The organism is Bradyrhizobium lablabi, from assembly GCF_001440475.1.
Taxonomy (GTDB): domain Bacteria; phylum Pseudomonadota; class Alphaproteobacteria; order Rhizobiales; family Xanthobacteraceae; genus Bradyrhizobium; species Bradyrhizobium lablabi.
This window is the reverse complement of the sequence record NZ_LLYB01000064.1, coordinates 21,791-38,926: the sequence shown is the minus strand read 5'-3', so window position 1 is coordinate 38,926 and position 17,136 is coordinate 21,791. Positions and strand designations below refer to the sequence as shown.

The following is a 17,136-nucleotide window of genomic DNA, read 5'->3' as shown; positions in this document are numbered from 1 at the left end:
CACCAAATCGGCGTTGTCAGATCAGTCGGCACTGTGAGAAATGCGGGCTAGCTGCCTTCTACCGTAGTGGCGGCGAATTCCGGAACGTGTTGCGCGATATGATGGAATATCGCCAGCGGAGGCTCTTCGAAATCAACGCTGTTTCACCAGATTCCACTTCTTGATGACCGCTTCGCTCATCTGCTCAGCGTCGGAACAGGCGATTTCATCGACCTTCACCGAGATCCTCTTGCCGACTAGTGGCTTCAGCTGATTGGCTTGCGCTTCGCCAGTTGTAAGGAGGTGAAACATTACCGGTCCAGTCTCTAACTTGCACAGCCCGTGCGGCTCAGGCAGCCGGCGCGGCGTGGAGATGATCTGGTAGGCGACCTTTTTGCCGTGCTTGGCACCGCGTATGCGCAACGCGTAGAGCTCGCCTGACAACACGTCGCCGACGTTGATCGGCACGCCCCCGTTCAGCCCCGCGTACGTAGGCTCCTCCGCGCCGGCGGCTCCAGGAAAGCTCGCCATCAGAATGAATGCAAGGGCAAAGCCCATGGCGAATCGGTCTTTCGTCATTAGTCAGTCCTCGTAGGTATGGTTAGGAAAACGTGCGTCTGCTGGATCGCTGCAACAGCGCACTTCGTTGACCCATGGACGTCGTGGTGAGCAAGCAGGAGCCGCTGATCGTGAGCGCATGCTGCCCGCCAACGGTACGGGAGGGGGCAGAGCGCTGCCACAACGCTTGATCTTTAAAGCCGGACGGGCAAATCATTGCCGGCCAAGTCCAGCCATGATTTCGGATTGGATTGCGGTTGCGGTGCACAGGGAAGCATCTAATGGCAGATTGCCAAATGCGAGTTGACAAAGAAGGTAATTGGCACCTGCCTCTTCCAGCTGATTTAGAAGAATTTGCCGCACAGAAGCTGGCGTTCCGACGACGCACAATTCGCTCTCGATTGCCGCATCGAAGGTCAGCGGCAGGTGTGGTGGTGTTGGGATGGCATTGAGCTCATAAAGGAACCTAAAGCTCTCGAGCCATCGTTCGTAAGCAGATGCCGCGAGCGAATAGGCATCTGTGTCCGAACACCCAATGACGACCATGCGAAGCAATCCAAGAAATGGCATTTGATCGTTAGCCTGGCCGTTGGGCTCTCGATGAGCACGGAAGGCGTCAGTAACTTTGCGTACAGCAGAGGAGGGGCCTACGCACGCTAGATTTGCGCCATTGGCAGCGGCCCAAGCTGCGGACTCGGGTCGATTGGTGGCAATCCATGTCGGCGGCCTTGGACGTTGATAAGTTCTTACCGTCAACGGAACGCTGTTTAGCTCAAAATGCTGGCCTTGATAGGATAGCGTGCCGCCTTTCATAGCGCTGATAAGGATTTCGCTTGCTTCTTCATAACGGCTTGGCGCCGCGTCGGCGCTGACGCCGTAGTAGCCCAATTCAAGCGGAAGAGAACCGCGTCCGATACCCACCTCAAGCCGGCCACCGCTCAAGTGATCGAGCATACAGATCTCTTCAAAGGCACGCAGTGGATGATAGAGGTTAAGCAGCATCACCAATGGCCCGATACGAAGTTGCCGTGTGCGCTGTGCGACGCTCGACAAGAACAAATTCGGCGATGGACCTCTACCATGCGGCGTACAGTGGTGCTCTGCCACGTGATATGCAAAGAAGCCGAGTCGGTCGTACGCCTCTGCCAGGACGAGCCGATCTGCGTATTGCTGGGCGATGTCGCGGCCGTCCTCGTCTAAGTGATCGAAGATGCCGAACGCTAGTTTTGAAGAAGAAAAGACGTCTTTCACTGGAATGTCTCCAATTTTAGGTGTGAAGGCAGGAAGTTCGCTTTTTTTCGGCATCTGAGCGGGTCAAAGACGCCGACACCTCCTATTCTGGCCACACATTTTGCTCTCCGCTGCTTTTGTCATACCGCTGATCAGGAGACGATTGTCCCTCCCTCTTGACTCCGAAGCATCCGTTGCCAAGGAGGATAGATCCGTTGTCACTGTTCGCCGCTCACTCACAGCAGATCTTCGCCATTGGCAGTAGCTGCTCTTATCTACCGTCGTGATACGTTCGCCTGGGTAACGCAAAAGCAGACTTAGCGCGGCTCAACTGGCCGATCTTCCTTGCTTTAAGCTGTCAGAAATGTCTCTGACGGCTCCCAGAAACGCATCCATTTGCGCTTTTGTCCCGATGCTCACGCGGATGCAATTTTCAAGGCCGTCGTCGGGAAGGAAGGCAACTAGTATTCTTTGCCTTTCCAAAGCGGCCTGCCACCATCTTCCGTCGTGTCCCGCAGGCACACGCGCTAACAAGAAGTTTGCGTGGGAGGGCGTTAGAGAAAATCCAAGTTGCGACAGTGCGGTCGCAACCCGCTGTCGTTCATGCCTGATGTGCATATGGTTCTCTTCATAGACGGCGCGATGCGATAGAATGCTGATGCCGACCGCGTGCCCAATTACATTCATGTTGAAGACGTTCTGGATGTTACGAAGCCGTCCAATAAGCTGCGGGTGTCCGAACCCGAAGCCGACTCGAACGCCAGCGGCGGCATAGCTTTTCGAAAGTGTTCTTAAGAGCAGAAGATTCGGATAATGGCTGAGGAGCCGCAGGCCATTATCGGGCGCAAAATCGACATAGGCTTCGTCCAACACGACGAGGCGGTCCGATTGTGCCAGGAGGCGTTGGATATCGGCGATAGGGATGAACGTTCCGGTCGGATTGTTCGGATTAGCCAACAGAATGAACTTGGCATCTTTTGCTGGCCCAAAGAGCAATTGCTCTATAGGCAACGACTGAGGTTCGTTACATCTGATTTCAAGCAGTTGAGCACCCTGCAACATAGCAAGTTTGCGATTGAATGAAAAACCCGGAGACAGCATTGCGACGTTGTCGCCGGGGGCAAGAAATGCTCTGTAGATGAGCCCGAGGAGCTCAGATGATCCATTGCCGGCAATCACATGATCGATGGCGACGCCGTAGGTGTTAGCCGCTGCTTCCCTCAGGCTAATGTTGTCATCTTCTGGGTACAGATACTGCCGCTCAAGCGCCGCAATTGCACTTTGCCATACGATCGTTGGCAACGGAAATGGGTTCTCATTCGTGTTTAGTTTGACGTAATTAGCGGCCGGCGCAGGCCGGCCGGACGGCAGAGCATCTAACTGTCTCGCTGCCTGCGAAAGAGAAGAGAGCACATTTTGCAATTTGGCATCGGACATAGGTTTCTCCCGTTGAACCGCCGAGCGCGCTTGCAGTTGTCAGCATGCCGGTCGGTCAGTCCCGTAGATGGCCGGAGACGGAGTTCAAGTGTTTGTGGGGACAGCGAGGACGGCCGCCACCAAAGTTTCCCTACGGGCAGCTCGGAATGCCCAATTTGTTTGAAGCTGGGATGAACCTGTCGCTCCACGCCACCCGAGAGAATAATCGCCGAGCGGATCAAGTGTCGTGCAGCAATCAGTCGCCTCGATCACGGAGTGGCATTGCTGTCATTTTTGCGTTGGCCGCAATATCACTCTGCGTTGGTCCAGGTACCAAGTATTGGTCCTTAACGATTCGTCCTCAAATCGCACACTGGAAGTGCGGCAAAGAGCTAAACAGAGGTTACGCAGCGACATCGGCCGAGCTGTTCCGTTGGACATAAACTCATCAGTTGGTGCGTCGGCATCATTGGCTAGCTCCACGATCAGTACCGCGAGCGCGAGAAAGGACGCGAGTACCGCGAGCGCGAGAACCGATCCGAGTAGCACGTCACATCCGAAATTACGTTTCATCATTTCCATTACTTCGCTGAATGCCTAGGCCCGTGTGCGGTCGCAACGATGAGTTTTACTCGACGGCTTCGACAATGTTGTTATGCCACCGGTAGACGACGAAGCCGGGAGCGGCATTGTCTCCTTTGGTATTGAACCGGACCGGCCCGATTACTGTTTGGATTGGCTGCGAACGAAGCGCAGCTGCTACTTGCGGACCATCGAAGGTCCCGGCGCGCTTGACCGCGTCCGCCCACACCTGAACGGCGGCATAGGCGTAGAGCGTGTAGCCTCCCGCTGACATGTTGGAAGACTTGAGCCTAGCTGCGGCGTCCGCCGCTTGAGCATTCTTGGTGGGGTCGGGCATAAAGGTGAACAGTGTGCCGTTTGCTGCTTCGCCCGCGATCGCCGAGAAGTCGCTGGTCATCAACGGATCGTTCGCCATCACAGTGAGACCCGCGCCTGCTTCTGCGGCCTGACGCACAATCAAGCCGATCTCGTTGTAATAGCCGCCGATATAGGCGATCTGGATTCCGTCTCTTTTCATTCTTGAGACCAGGGCCGTGTAGTCCTTTTCGCCGGCCACATAGCTTTGCCGAATGACCTTTTCGCCTGCTTTCTGAAGGCGTAACGCAACGACATCGGCAATGCCCTTGCCGGCGGTGCTCTTGTCGTCAAGCACGGCAATGTTTTTGTTCGGATAGTGTCGCAAGATGTACTCGGCGGCCACGAGGCCTTGTTGATCATCGCGGCCGCAGATCCGAAACACCGTCTTGAGACCACGCTCCGTTAGCTGAGGATTCGTTGAGCCAGGTGAAATCTGAATAAGGTTCGCTTCGGCGTAAACGTCGGAAGCGGGGATAGAGGAAGACGAACAAAAGTGGCCAACGACCAACTTGGGCTGATCCATCGTCAGCCGATTGGCAACTGAGACGGCCTGCTTGGGATCGCACGCGTCATNCGGCGACGCTCAATATGACCTTGATACCGGGAAGTAGGCCCGAAGCGTTTAANNCGCATCGACAGCCGCAGTAGCTCCATCGCGCATTTGTACGCCAAGCGCAGCAGTACTTCCGGTCATCGGACCGACCACGGCGATACTGACGTCGGCAGCGGGCGCGGTCGAAGCCAAAGCACAGGAGAGGATTGCTGCACTTGCAGCTGAAGTGATTCGGGAGATTGACACTTAGAGCTCCGGACGTTCGCTTGAGTTTGCTATCAGCCTCGCTGTTCCTGCGCATGTGAGGGCGCCGCTTGGTTATGAGATAGCGCCAGCTTTGGATCCCTCAAGGCAGCGCATAGGCCGCGGCCGGCCGACCCTCCGGTGTTGCCGTGACAGAGCGAAACAACCGTTGGTACGCCCTCGAAAGGCGCGGCGATAAGCCGAATTCCAACACGTCCGACGCGCTCCTGACGCTGCAATCGATCGAACACTGCAAACGTTTCGCATGTCCATCCCCGCCGCGGCGTCGCGATGTAGGAGTCTGCGGGTTCGTCGCCTGCATTCCATACTTTGTGAGGACCGGCGCCTGAGACGTCACATGCCGAACTCGGACCGAGCGTTCGTGTCCGGCAACGGCGACGTGAATACATCCCACCCTGGTCTCTAGTTGGTCGTCCTGTTTTAGCTGCAAGTGTGCCGACGGCGGCACCGCATCCGGTGCATAGACCGCCTTGACAATCCGCTCCTTGCGGAAGTGCTCGAGCCTTCTGACCGTCTCGTGGCGCGTGAGCCTAACAGCTAGAGACATACGTAATCCTTAACTTAACTTTTGGAGCAGCAACCGATGAGCCAACGACATGATGCCGAGTCGAAGCCCGACTAGTCGTAACGAACGCTGCGTCAGTATCCAGTACACCCCGCGATCACCCGGACGGGAACGGCTCGCGCCGATCAAGCACTTGCAAGGCCACGATGATCATCCAGTGCGTCGAGAATGCCGGAGCTATCGCCCAGAAACTCTGAACGGACTGCAGGTCCATGCGTCCTCCCGCCTAGGCGGAGTTGTCCCTAGGTGGTATTGAGATCCTACAATTTGACGCCACGTAAGATTCAAGCCCCTTCGGGGGCTCGTCTCGATAAATTTGTCAGGTCTCGACAAAGGAGCATCGCTGCAAAACGTAGAGAAGAGCGACAGGAGTCCTCAACCATCTGACGCAAACCATAACCGGCGCGTCCCTGGCGCTAAAAAGCTCAATTCATTCTCATAGATGGAGAACACAGCAGGGGGGCACGCATTATGCGCGGCAGGTTCAGCGCAGTTCATCCGTTCAAGGCGGCAAGTGCGCGGTCGAGATATTGCATTAGGCAGGGATCCCAGCCAGCCATACTGCGTGGCGCGCTCAATCGCGCAAGAACTTTCAGTATGGTTGAAACGGTCGAATCAGCTCCTGCAATTTCTGTGAGCAGCAAGCGCGCGCTGAGCGCCACAGCATTTGCCCGTTCGCTGCAGGGATGCTCGCCCCGATCCACACAATCGCGCAGCTCGTCGCGGATTTTCCGCCACCGCTCCTCTCGATCTGGGTCTATGACGCATGTGCATGGGAGCGGCTGAGGGCGTTCTTCCTCGACCCGCGACATTGCATCTAGAGTGGCAGGTAGCTCATCTACACTGACTTGCAATTCACTATCCGTCGTCATGTTGCGCAAACGATCTCGCAACAGGGTTGCACGCGCGACTTGAAGTTCAATTCTCTCCAAATGCTTGCGCAATAGGTCAGTAAGTGACGTTCTGCCCTCAATCGCTCTACGGATCTCATAAAGCGAGAAGCCAAGCTCGCGTAGCGCTCGGATTTGATGTACCCGTTTCAGGCCTTCGCGGTCGTACATGCGGTGACCGCCGTCGGTGCGTTCCGACGCACTTAGTAAGCCCGTGTGCTCATAGTGATGCAGCGTGCGTACCGTTACTCCGGTAGCCTCTGCAAGCTCGCCAATGCGCCATCGACGCCTTCGTGGTGTAGCTTTTGTCATGGTTCTCTAATTTCAAGCCTACAACCTGACGTCGCGTGAGATTCAAGCTATTTCAATGGTCTACCTGAAACCTGCTTCGAGTCGGGCGCAAGCGAAGCGGCTCTTCTGTCGCCAGCAACGTTGCTGCGGTCAGAGAATCGCCTGATCAAGCAGCAGAAGCAATGGCGCCCATCAAGTTCATGAGGGATGCTAAGTTGGCCTCACCGGCTGCTGCACGTTGCAGAACAAGCGTGGCGATTGCCGTTCGATTTTCAGGAGTTCGCATAGAGGCCGGTAAGGCCGCCAGTGCTTCATCAAAAATCCTTCCCAAGACCGAGAGGTCTTCCGGATAGTAGACACCACTGTATTGCTGCAACATTCGGCTCCGTGGTTAACGCTAAGGCGGCCGCACGTGGCTAAGACGTTTGGCCAAAAAAAGACAGGCCTCCGGTCGTGCAGCGACGAAGATGCGGTATACGTTGAAGTGATGCTGTCGCGCAACATAGGCCGTGCAGGCGATATTCACTAACTTTCTCGGAACAATTTGCGAGCGCCGCAGCTATCTGCAGCCGGATTGGGGGGACGAAGAAAAGGAATCGCGCATCATGCGCCGCTATTCTGAGTCATGGCTGCAAGATAGCGTAGGCGCAATACCGAGCATTCGGTCGGCAGCTAATGCTGATCCAACAACAATAATCCCGGAGTTTTCTGCTGCCTCAATATCTACCGCAAAGTGGTGGCCGCTGTTTGACCCCGTCGCAACGGATCCGGCCACCGCAAATGAGACTTGGAGCAAAGCGGTAAGTGATCGACGTGCTCGTTCGGCTTCGCTGGCATACCAAATGACCAGTGCGCTGAGTGCATTAGATATAAGAGACGTAGCACGCTTTGCGAAACCGCGCTTACGATGAATGGGAGTCGGCTCTCAATAAGGATCCAGGGGTAACCGGATTACCGGGAAAAGGAGGCGCTTTAGGTGAATTTAGGGGCATCTGGATCCTTCGTGATGTCCGCCAAAGGACTCATCCGGGACGCCTCTTCCAACAGTATCTCTCGCAACCAGATGCTTGCCGGATCACTATTGTGAAAAGTGGGCCATTGCACAGCCTCGGTAAATGCGGGAAGTGATCGCGTAAGTTCGATGATCTGCAGGGGCATCGTGTTTTCGAAATGCTTAACCAGCCTTGAGGGCATCATACCTATGCGGCCAGTGTCCAATAGTACAGGTGGGATCATGCCAAAGCTCTGCACGACGACCTCGATGCGTCTATTGAGACCGTGCTCGAGTAAGAACCATTCCTCGATGGAGGGCTTCCGCGTAAGCCCGAACTTAACCGCCACGTGTCCCATGGACATGTATCTCTCGAATGTAAGCTGCGGTGGTAGCTGCTTGTTCGTGCGGCATCCGACGCATACTAGTCTGTCCTCGAACAATGTCGCTTTAGGGTGAGCATGCGACATGAACAATTCCGGCAAGATAAGAAAATCGACTTCACCGCGCCGGAGAAGCTCGTCGGTCGCATCGGCGAGTGGCAGCAATTCGAAACTGACGGCGGGAGCTTCCCGTGCGACACGGTCCACGACCTTTCGAAAGAATACGATTGTCATGAAGTCGGACAGGAGGATCCGGAAGCGGCGATCCGATTTGGAAGGGTTGAACACATCCTGGGAAATGATGGAGAGCTGGATGTGCAGCAGAGCCTCGCGAACGGGGGCGGCGAGCCCTTCGGCACGCGCTGTTGGAACAAGTTCCCGGCCTCTCATCGTAAATAGGTCATCGCGGAAATAGGCGCGTAGTCGGGCGACGGCGGCGCTCATGGCTGGCTGGCTCAGCTTGATGCTGCGTGCCGCCGCGGTGAGGTTACGCTCGGTCATCAGAGCATCGAGCGCAACAAGAAGATTTAGATCAAGGCCCTTAAAACGCATACCGTCTCCCGTTGAAAGCCTTTGCGTTGTAAACATTGAGCAATAATGGTTACTTCGAAGAAGGTCCCAGTCGCCCCCCGAGCTAGGCTCTTTCTGGGCCACCGCGCCGATCGCACAGAAGGCTCTCGTACTCGTCGCAAGCATGTTGGTTGCGCAACGGAGAATGCGAGCGGGCGAGGAAGTCGCCCGCGGCTTGAAGTAGGGCCTTTGGTGCGCTCAGCAATCGCTCCCAGCGCTACATCGATCACTATGAACCGCTGAGAGTAGGGCGCTTTGCCCACCATTACGCCAATAGTGCCGCGGATGCGCTATCGACGCTCCGCGTGGCATAGCTTTGCTCGTCGTTTTGTGAGCCTACAACCTGACGCAGTGTGCGATTCAAGCAATTTCAGTGATGTAGCTGAACATCATTTCATTCGACAAAATGCGTCTGTCGCAATATCTGAACCACGTCGCGGGCACAGGTGCCAAATGCAGCCCGCCGCAATCGCGTAAAATCCCTCCGCTACACTCTTTTCCTAGTTCCAAGAACATCTTGCGGGGGGCTGGCAGGTGGCCGGCGCAAAAAAATAGATTAAAGCGCTACTTGATCAAGCGGCAACTCAAGCGCGCCAATTCGGGCGCGCGCTGCGGCTGACAGCGAATTGCAGGGGGTCTTCTGCATGCAGAAGTGGCGTACGTGCCTCTTGCAGTGCGGGCTTCCGAGACATTGCGGCATAATGAGAGCGGCCCGAGCGAGCAGGTGATCTTGAAGCATCTGGATGGTCGAGACCAGGTGTTAAGAGACCTCGAGCAAAACCTAGCAGCGCCTGCGATTTCGGGGGGGCTCACGCGGAGAAGCCATGCGGGTCGCCTCCTGCAACATTATCCGCCGCATCCAAATGCTTGCCGGATCAGTATTGTGGAGAGCAGGCCACTGAATAGCCTCGGTGAATGCGGGAAGTGGGAGAGGAGTTTCGACGATCCGCAGGGGCATCGTCTTCGCGAAATGCTGGGCCAACCTTGAGGGCATCGTTGCTATACGCTCAGTCCCCGATAGCATGGGAGGGATCATCGTAAAGCCCTGCACAGCGACCTCGATGCGTCTCTTAAGACCGTGCTCAAGCAAAAACCATTCCTCAATATTGGGCCTAAGCGTCTGCCCGAACTTCGCTGCAACGTGTCCCATTGATATGTATTTGTCGAATGTAAGCTGCCGTGACAGCTGCTTGTTAGTGCGGCAGCCTACGCACACGAGTGTCTCCTCGAACAGTGTGGCTTTAGGATGCGCGCTCGACATGAACAATTCCGGTAAGACAAGAAAGTCGACCTCGCCGCGGCGCAGAAGCTCATCGGGCTCATCGATAAAGGGCAGAAATTCGAACCGGACGGCGGGAGCTTCCTGCGCGACGCGGTCGAGGATCCTTCGAAAAAAAACAACTGTCATGAAATCGGAAAGCAGGATCCTGAAGCGGCGGTCCGATTTGGCTGGGTTGAACGTGTCGCGGGAAATAATGGAGAGCTGAATGTGGACCAGAGCCTCGCGAATCGGTGCTGCGAGCCGTTCGGCTCGTGGTGTTGGGACAAGCTCCCGGCCCCTCATCGTAAATAGTTCATCGCGGAAATAGGCGCGTAGCCGGGCGACGGCCGCACTCATGGCCGGCTGGCTCAGATTGATGCTGCGTGCCGCCGCCGTGAGATTGCGCTCGGTCATCAGAGCATCGAGCGCGACGAGAAGATTTAGATCAAGTCCTTTGAAGCGCATAGCGTGGAGTTATCCGTCCTTTGGATGAGTTCAATTANAAACAATCGATTTTACCAATGTTGCCGAATGGCGGATAGCAAAGCCGTCGGTNCGGGACAAACAAAAATTTCAGGCATATCAGGAATGCTTATCAGTCGTTGCCCTGGCTCCGCGAAAGAGTCTCAGCTGCATCCCGAGTGTCGATCGAAGCGCATGTCCATTGGAGGCAGGGTTTTCAATGGGTTGTGCAAACTGCGTCGCTGCGGCTCGACGCGACAGATGTGCCGCAGGTCTCCTCACCGCTCACTACCGGTAAACGTTCGTATAGCTTCTCTAGTCGTTTCTATATTGGCCGTTTACCTCCGTAGAATTGATGCGGCCCTCAACTCCGCTCTAACGTGGCGACCAGTCAGGAGCCGATTGCAGGCGCCAAATGCCTTTGCGACCCGGCCAAATGTATCGCGTGTCCATAGCAGTCAAATCGTGCGCAAAATGCAGGAGAAGTCCCCAGTGGATCTGGTGCGAACGGCACATGCGCTCGATGTAATCTCCGTCGTGGATAGCGATGCATCGGTCCGTGAAGCGCTGACAGGCGCACTCTGTTTGACCGGCGAAAAGTGCGAATCTGTCCAGTGCGCAGATGAGCTCTTGCAATCCAGCCGTCCTCTCAGCCCGTCCTGCTTGATAGCGAATGTTCAGTGGGCCGGAGTGGCCGGGCCCCTGTTATGCCAGCATCTGGCCGCAGCCAGCGTTTCCCAGTCCCCGGTGAAGCCATTCGTCGAAAGCGAACGACTCGCGTGCATCAAGTCCATCGTCAAACGCCAGACAGTGAATGCGAGGCAATTATGAATATTGCCGTGTCCAGCTCTACGGCAGGTGTGTCCATGCGCTCGCCGGTGCGGTGGAGGGTGGTCTGGGAAAATGAACTGCGCCTCGCCGACCATATCGAACTTTCCGACTTCTTCCGAAAGACCTATGGTCCCACCGGGGAGTTCAATGCCAAACCATTCGGAGACTATCGAAGTTGGGCCGGCGCGAGACCTGAGCTCCGTGTAATCGGCTACGACGCACGCGGCGTAGCGGCTCATATCGGCGCGCTACGCCGCTTCATCAAGATCGGAGACGTCGATCTACTAGTGGCCGAGCTAGGATTGTACGGGGTACGTCCGGATCTTGAGGGAGTCGGAATCACGCACTCAATGCGCGTGATGTATCCAGTACTGCAGAAGCTTGGCGTTCCGTTCGGTTTCGGCACGGTTCGGCATGCGCTGAAGGAACATCTTACAAGGTTGCTGGCCCGCCGCGGTCTGGCAACCATTATCTCCGGGGTTCGCGTGCGGTCCGCCCTTTCGGATGTGTATCTGAACTTGTCGCCCACGCGCGTGGAGGACGTGCTCGTCCTGGTTCTGCCGATTGGACGGCCGATCAGCGAGTGGCCGACTGGTACGATAATTGATCGGAACGGGCCTGAGCTGTGACATACCTCGAAGGCTTATGCGAAGTGCGCAGCGAATACGCTGACCGCACTGAAGATCGCGGCGTCTATCTGACGTTTGACGACGGTCCAGATCCACTGTGCACTCCGGATGTCCTGGATGTGCTCGCGGAACACCGAGTGCCCGCAACGTTCTTCGTCATCGGCGCGTACGCGGCGGACCAGCCGAAACTAATCCGACGAATGATCGCAGAAGGGCACGAGGTCGCAAACCACACGATGACGCATCCGGACCTGTCCAGATGCGAACTCACCGAAGTGCAGTATGAAATACGAGCGGCGAGCAGGGTCATCAAAATGGCGTGCCCCCAGGCCCAGCTGCGGCACATGCGTGCGCCTTATGGGATGTGGAGCGAAGAGGTGCTCACCACGTCGGCGAGGGCTGGACTGGCCGCCCTGCACTGGTCGGTAGATCCGCGAGACTGGTCTCGTCCCGGCGTTAACGCGATTGTTGACGCTGTGCTGGCCTCTGTCCGGGCGGGTGCAATCGTGCTCTTGCACGATGGATGTCCTCCCGAGGAGTTAGGACGGGCTACTCATGCTCGTGTTCGCGACCAGACCGTCTTGGCGCTTTCCCACCTGATTCCAGCATTGCATCGCCGCGGATTCTCAATTCGCTCGCTTCCTCAACCTCACTAAACAATCGACACACTCATGAATCTTCTTGCTACGACCAGCACTGTCGCTATTTCATTGTATGCGCTGCTCTCGACTTTCTATAAAAGCGCTCAGGTGCTTTATGCTCTGCCGACAAACGTTTCATCGGCTTCGGATGACGTGGTCGTCTCCGACGCTTTGCCGAGCGTGGATGTCATCGTCCCCTGCTTCAACGAGGACCCGCGCACGCTATCGGCGTGTCTGAGATCCATTGCAGGCCAAGATTACGGCGGGAAACTGCAGGTCTATGTGGTTGATGACGGTTCCGGAAATCTCGAAGCTGTAGCACCCGTTCACCACGCCTACGCCGACGACCTAAGGTTCAGCTTTATTCTTTTGCGAAAGAATGTCGGAAAGCGGAAGGCGCAGATCGCTGCGATACGCAGGTCGTCTGGAGATTTGGTGCTCAACGTCGATTCGGACACGGTACTCGCCGCCGATGTAGTCACGAAACTTGCACGAAAGATGCAGGATCCTGCGATCGGGGCGGCCATGGGTCAGTTGACGGCGAGTAACCGAAACGACACCTGGTTAACCCGGTTGATCGACATGGAGTACTGGTTGGCTTGCAACGAAGAGCGCGCGGCACAGGCTCGCTTCGGCGCCGTTATGTGCTGTTGCGGCCCATGTGCCATGTACCGCCGTTCCGCGCTCCTTTTGCTGCTAGATCAGTACGAGACGCAGTTTTTTCGCGGAAAGCCAAGCGACTTCGGTGAGGATCGCCACCTCACGATCCTCATGTTGAAAGCAGGATTTCGAACGGAGTACGTTCCCGACGCCGTCGCGGCAACAGTGGTTCCGGATAGGCTAGGGCCGTATCTGCGCCAACAACTCCGTTGGGCACGCAGCACTTTCCGTGACACCTTCCTTGCGCTGCGCCTGTTACCCGAACTTGATCGCTATCTAACGCTAGATGTAGTCGGACAGAATCTCGGCCCGCTACTTCTCGCCGTTTCAGCGCTAGCGGCGCTCGCGCAGCTCGCAATCACAGCCACAGTACCGTGGTGGACAGGACTGATTATCGCATCAATGACCGTAGTTCGCTGCAGCGTCGCAGCCTTTCGTGCTCGCGAACTGCGCTTTCTCGGCTTTTCTCTGCACACACTCATCAACATCTTTCTGTTACTCCCCGTGAAAGCCTATGCACTGTGCACATTGAGCAATAGCGATTGGCTGTCACGCAAGTCTTCAAACTTACCAAACGAGGGTGAAACGCAGGTCGTCATCCCAAACCCGATGGCTGGACCAAACGCTAATGGAGGTTCGGTCATTGCTGGGTCAGTTCGCAAGGATCTTTCGCGCCGGTCTTCGAGTTTCGTGACGTCGAACAGTATTTGCAGCGGCAAGTGAGTTGAACGTTATTTAGGTGCACAAGTCGTGAGCCGGAACAAGAAATATCAATCGTTAGATCTCGAATTGGCGAGCGACGATCCGTGGCGACTCGACGGTAATCCGTTCGAGCGGGAGCGTCACACACAAATGNCTCCGGCTGTCGCTTGCCCAAGGGGTTATTACACATGGTCTGGAAGTCGGGTNNNNGCGCAGCCAGCGCATTCACAGAAAGGCTGGCACCCCACTGTCAACGGCTCACGGTGGTTGATGTTATGCCGCGAGCGATCGGTCGAGCGTGCCAACGGACGAAGAGGTGGTCGCACATCACGTGGATAGCTTCCGATATCCAAGAGTTCTCGACCCCAGAGCTGTTCGATCTGATCGTCGTGGCAGAAGTTCTCTACTACCTCGACGACTTAACTGAGATACGCGCGGCCATCCGCAATCTGGTACAGATGCTTGCGCCAGGTGGGCATCTGCTCTTTGGATCGGCGCGTGATGCCGCCTGCAGGCGTTGGGGGCACGCTGCTGGTGCCGAGGCGGTCATCACCATGCTCAATGAAACGTTGATCGAGGTCGAGCGCGTACAATGCCAGGGCGAATCGACTAACGAAGACTGCTTGCTCGTCTACTTTCGGAATCCAGTTCGAGTGTCCATTAAATCCAATTGCTGAGGAGACACTATGCGCATCTGCGGCATCAAGCTGACGCATGACGGGGCGATTGCTCTGGTGGAGGACGGACGGCTGGTCTTTTGCATCGAGCAGGAGAAACGGAGCAACAATCCGCGGTATCAAACCATCGACAATCTTGACGCAGTTGTTGTCGCTTTGGCGGAGCATGGTCTGGATCCGCAGGATGTTGATCAGTTCGTCATCGACGGCTGGGACGGGCAGGTCGAGTCGCAATTCCAAGTCCTCAGCGGGGTCGCGCCGATCACTCTCAAAGGGGCGCCGTATGTTGAACGGAATGCCAATGGCCTTCTCACGTCGCGCGACGGCTTTAACCTGATGCTCGACGGCCGGGTCTTTCCTTATAAAAGCTACCCGCACGTCACAGGCCATGTTGCCTCCGCATACTGCACGAGCCCTTTTGCAAACGCCCGACAACCCGCCTTCTGCCTGGTATGGGACGGCTGCATCTTTCCACGTCTCTACTACGTAGAACCCCGCGGCGCGCGCTTCATCGAATGCCTGTTTCCGATCATAGGCCATGCTTATGCTGTCGCGGGCCATCACTTCGGACCTTATAGGCAGGCGAGCCGTACTAGCTGGGACCTAGGTGTTGCGGGCAAGCTGATGGCCTATATCGCGCTCGGGTCTGTTGATGAAGACATTGTGGCGATGTTTCAGGAGCTCTACGAGGAGCGCTTTGCGGGCGACACGGAGCATGCTCGTCGTCATCGTGCGGAGGTCAATAGCGAGGAGGCCTCACTGGAGGCTATGCACGACTTCTTCGACGCGAGCGAGCTCCGATTGAAAGATAAGCTGCCCGAAGATGTACTTGCATCGTTTCATTGTTTCCTCGAGCGTCTCCTTATCCGCCAAATGGCCAGTGCTTTGGAGCGGCATTCGTGTTTTCCGGGGCCGCGCAATTTGTGCATAGCCGGTGGCTGCGGTCTCAATATCAAATGGAACAGCGCATTACGTGCGGCTGGCCTGTTCGATGATGTCTGGGTGCCGCCTTTTCCGAATGACAGCGGTTCGGCAATCGGTGCCGCTTGCTCCGCAATGGCAGCGGCTAAAGGCTTCGTGCCGCTGCAATGGTCGGTCTACAGTGGCCCGGCACTAATACCCAGCGATGTGTCGTCCGAATGGAAGGCTGCGCCATGCAGTATGCGTGAACTTGCGACCATCCTCGCGAGCAACGAGCCCGTTGTTTTCCTCGCCGGTCGCGCGGAGCTTGGACCGCGAGCATTGGGTGGCAGAAGCATTCTGGCAGCCGCGACTTCGCCGGCAATGAAGGATCATCTCAACGACATCAAGCTCCGCGAACTCTTTCGGCCAGTCGCGCCGATATGCCTGGAGGATCGTGCGCCGGAAATTTTCAGCCCCGGAACGCCGGATCCTTACATGCTTTTCGATCACCAGACACGGGCAGAATGGTGGAACAGAGTCCCCGCTATTATACACCTCGACGGATCTGCGCGTTTGCAGACCGTTCCCAGAACCTCTCCGCACAAAATCGCGGAGCTCCTCATCGAATATGAAGAACTCACGGGCATTCCGCTGCTGTGCAATACGAGTGCCAACCACCATGGACGTGGGTTTTTTCCGGATGCCGCAGCAGCCTGCCAGTGGGGACGCGTTGAACACATTTGGTGCGACGGCCTGCTATGGACCAAAACGGCCGTAAGTGAGCGATCGCCGGCCGAACGCCTTCTTTCAGTCTAAGATGAACATATGTCCACCGTAGCAATCGACCTTAGCTGCGTAAGGAAGTCGTATGGCGACAAAATCGTCGTAGATGGGCTGTCCCTTGCTGTCGCGTCGGGTGAGTGCTTTGGCCTCCTCGGACCAAACGGGGCGGGCAAAAGCACCATTGCACGTATGGTTCTCGGCATGGTAGCCCCGGACGCTGGCAAGATGACCGTACTCGGCGAGCCCGTACCGGCGCGTGCTCGCCTGGCACGTGCGCGCATCGGCGTGGTGCCGCAGTTCGATAACCTCGAACTGGAATTCACCGTCCGCGAGAACCTGCTGGTATTTGGCCGCTACTTCAACATGAGCGCACGCGAGGTCGAGGCAGTTGTGCCAGCGCTGCTCGAGTTCGCTCGCCTGGAGAGCAAGGCGGATGCTCGCGTCGCCGAACTATCCGGCGGCATGAAGCGACGGCTGACGCTGGCGCGTGCGCTGATCAACGACCCACATCTGCTAGTGATGGACGAGCCGACCACCGGTCTAGATCCGCACGCGCGCCACCTAATTTGGGAACGCCTGCGATTGCTGCTGGCACGAGGCAAGACGATTCTTTTGACCACCCACTTCATGGAAGAGGCCGAGCGGTTGTGCGATCGGCTGTGCGTGCTTGAAGCAGGACGCAAGATCGCAGAAGGCGAGCCTCGCGCATTGATCGATGAGCAGATCGGCTGCCAAGTGATCGAGATCTATGGCGGCGATCCGCACGAGCTATCTTCTCTGATCAGGCCCAATGCCCGGCATATCGAAGTGAGCGGCGAGACGCTTTTTTGCTATGCGCCAGATCCGGAGGAGGTGCTCGTGCAGCTGCGCGGGCGCGCAGGTCTACGCCTTCTGCAGCGTCCTGCGAATCTCGAGGATGTCTTTTTGCGGCTGACCGGGCGGGAAATGGAGAGTTGAA

At 56.6% G+C, this 17,136-nt stretch carries 14 protein-coding genes and 1 pseudogene; 7 read left to right on the top strand and 8 right to left on the bottom strand.

The genetic code is table 11. The features are described 5' to 3' along the window. Window positions 1-132 precede the first annotated feature (132 nt). The 8 genes from CQ14_RS14910 to nodD1 form a co-directional block, all read right to left on the bottom strand. The gene (locus tag CQ14_RS14910) at window positions 133-558 is read right to left on the bottom strand and encodes a hypothetical protein (RefSeq protein ID WP_057858631.1); all 426 of its coding nucleotides are present in this window, start codon (window positions 556-558) and stop codon (window positions 133-135) included. A gap of 192 nt (window positions 559-750) precedes the next feature. Then, window positions 751-1,842, bottom strand: coding sequence for an LLM class flavin-dependent oxidoreductase (locus CQ14_RS42265; RefSeq protein WP_082649880.1), 1,092 nt, complete (start codon window positions 1,840-1,842; stop codon window positions 751-753). A gap of 252 nt (window positions 1,843-2,094) precedes the next feature. After that, the gene (hisC, locus tag CQ14_RS14905) at window positions 2,095-3,204 is read right to left on the bottom strand and encodes a histidinol-phosphate transaminase (RefSeq protein ID WP_057858630.1); all 1,110 of its coding nucleotides are present in this window, start codon (window positions 3,202-3,204) and stop codon (window positions 2,095-2,097) included. Window positions 3,205-3,811: 607 nt separating this feature from the next. Then, a complete protein-coding gene (locus tag CQ14_RS42260; protein WP_245320356.1) occupies window positions 3,812-4,645 on the bottom strand; it encodes a branched-chain amino acid ABC transporter substrate-binding protein in 834 nt (277 codons plus the stop codon). 1,353 nt (window positions 4,646-5,998) lie between these two features. Next, complete coding sequence (locus tag CQ14_RS42255) at window positions 5,999-6,706, bottom strand: MerR family transcriptional regulator (protein ID WP_082649879.1); 708 nt, start codon at window positions 6,704-6,706, stop codon at window positions 5,999-6,001. Window positions 6,707-6,851: 145 nt separating this feature from the next. Beyond that, the gene (locus CQ14_RS42250; RefSeq protein WP_245320355.1) at window positions 6,852-7,064 is read right to left on the bottom strand and encodes a hypothetical protein; all 213 of its coding nucleotides are present in this window, start codon (window positions 7,062-7,064) and stop codon (window positions 6,852-6,854) included. A 593-nt stretch (window positions 7,065-7,657) separates the two neighbouring features. Further along, a complete protein-coding gene (locus CQ14_RS14890; RefSeq protein ID WP_057858628.1) occupies window positions 7,658-8,611 on the bottom strand; it encodes a LysR family transcriptional regulator in 954 nt (317 codons plus the stop codon). A gap of 799 nt (window positions 8,612-9,410) precedes the next feature. Next, window positions 9,411-10,355 (bottom strand): transcriptional regulator NodD1, encoded by a 945-nt coding sequence (gene nodD1 / locus CQ14_RS14885; RefSeq protein ID WP_057858627.1) that lies wholly within the window; start codon window positions 10,353-10,355, stop codon window positions 9,411-9,413. Window positions 10,356-11,179: 824 nt separating this feature from the next. Here nodD1 and CQ14_RS14875 point away from each other — a divergent pair. From CQ14_RS14875 to nodI, 7 genes and pseudogenes are all read left to right on the top strand, one after another. After that, complete coding sequence (locus CQ14_RS14875) at window positions 11,180-11,812, top strand: NodA family N-acyltransferase (protein WP_057858625.1); 633 nt, start codon at window positions 11,180-11,182, stop codon at window positions 11,810-11,812. Next, complete coding sequence (gene nodB / locus CQ14_RS14870; protein WP_057858624.1) at window positions 11,809-12,468, top strand: chitooligosaccharide deacetylase NodB; 660 nt, start codon at window positions 11,809-11,811, stop codon at window positions 12,466-12,468. Before CQ14_RS14875 ends, nodB begins: the two co-directional genes overlap by 4 nt. A gap of 15 nt (window positions 12,469-12,483) precedes the next feature. Beyond that, a complete protein-coding gene (gene nodC, locus CQ14_RS14865; protein WP_057858623.1) occupies window positions 12,484-13,836 on the top strand; it encodes a chitooligosaccharide synthase NodC in 1,353 nt (450 codons plus the stop codon). A gap of 27 nt (window positions 13,837-13,863) precedes the next feature. Then, window positions 13,864-13,968, top strand: a pseudogene (locus tag CQ14_RS46260) (SAM-dependent methyltransferase); the annotation flags it as partial. A gap of 57 nt (window positions 13,969-14,025) precedes the next feature. Continuing rightward, on the top strand, window positions 14,026-14,492 hold a 467-nt coding region (locus CQ14_RS14860; RefSeq protein WP_245320354.1), incomplete at its 5' end, for an SAM-dependent methyltransferase. Window positions 14,493-14,501: 9 nt separating this feature from the next. Further along, complete coding sequence (gene nodU / locus CQ14_RS14855; RefSeq protein WP_057858622.1) at window positions 14,502-16,211, top strand: nodulation protein NodU; 1,710 nt, start codon at window positions 14,502-14,504, stop codon at window positions 16,209-16,211. Between the two features lie 9 nt (window positions 16,212-16,220). Continuing rightward, window positions 16,221-17,135 (top strand): nodulation factor ABC transporter ATP-binding protein NodI, encoded by a 915-nt coding sequence (nodI, locus tag CQ14_RS14850; protein ID WP_057858621.1) that lies wholly within the window; start codon window positions 16,221-16,223, stop codon window positions 17,133-17,135. Window position 17,136: the final 1 nt, after the last annotated feature.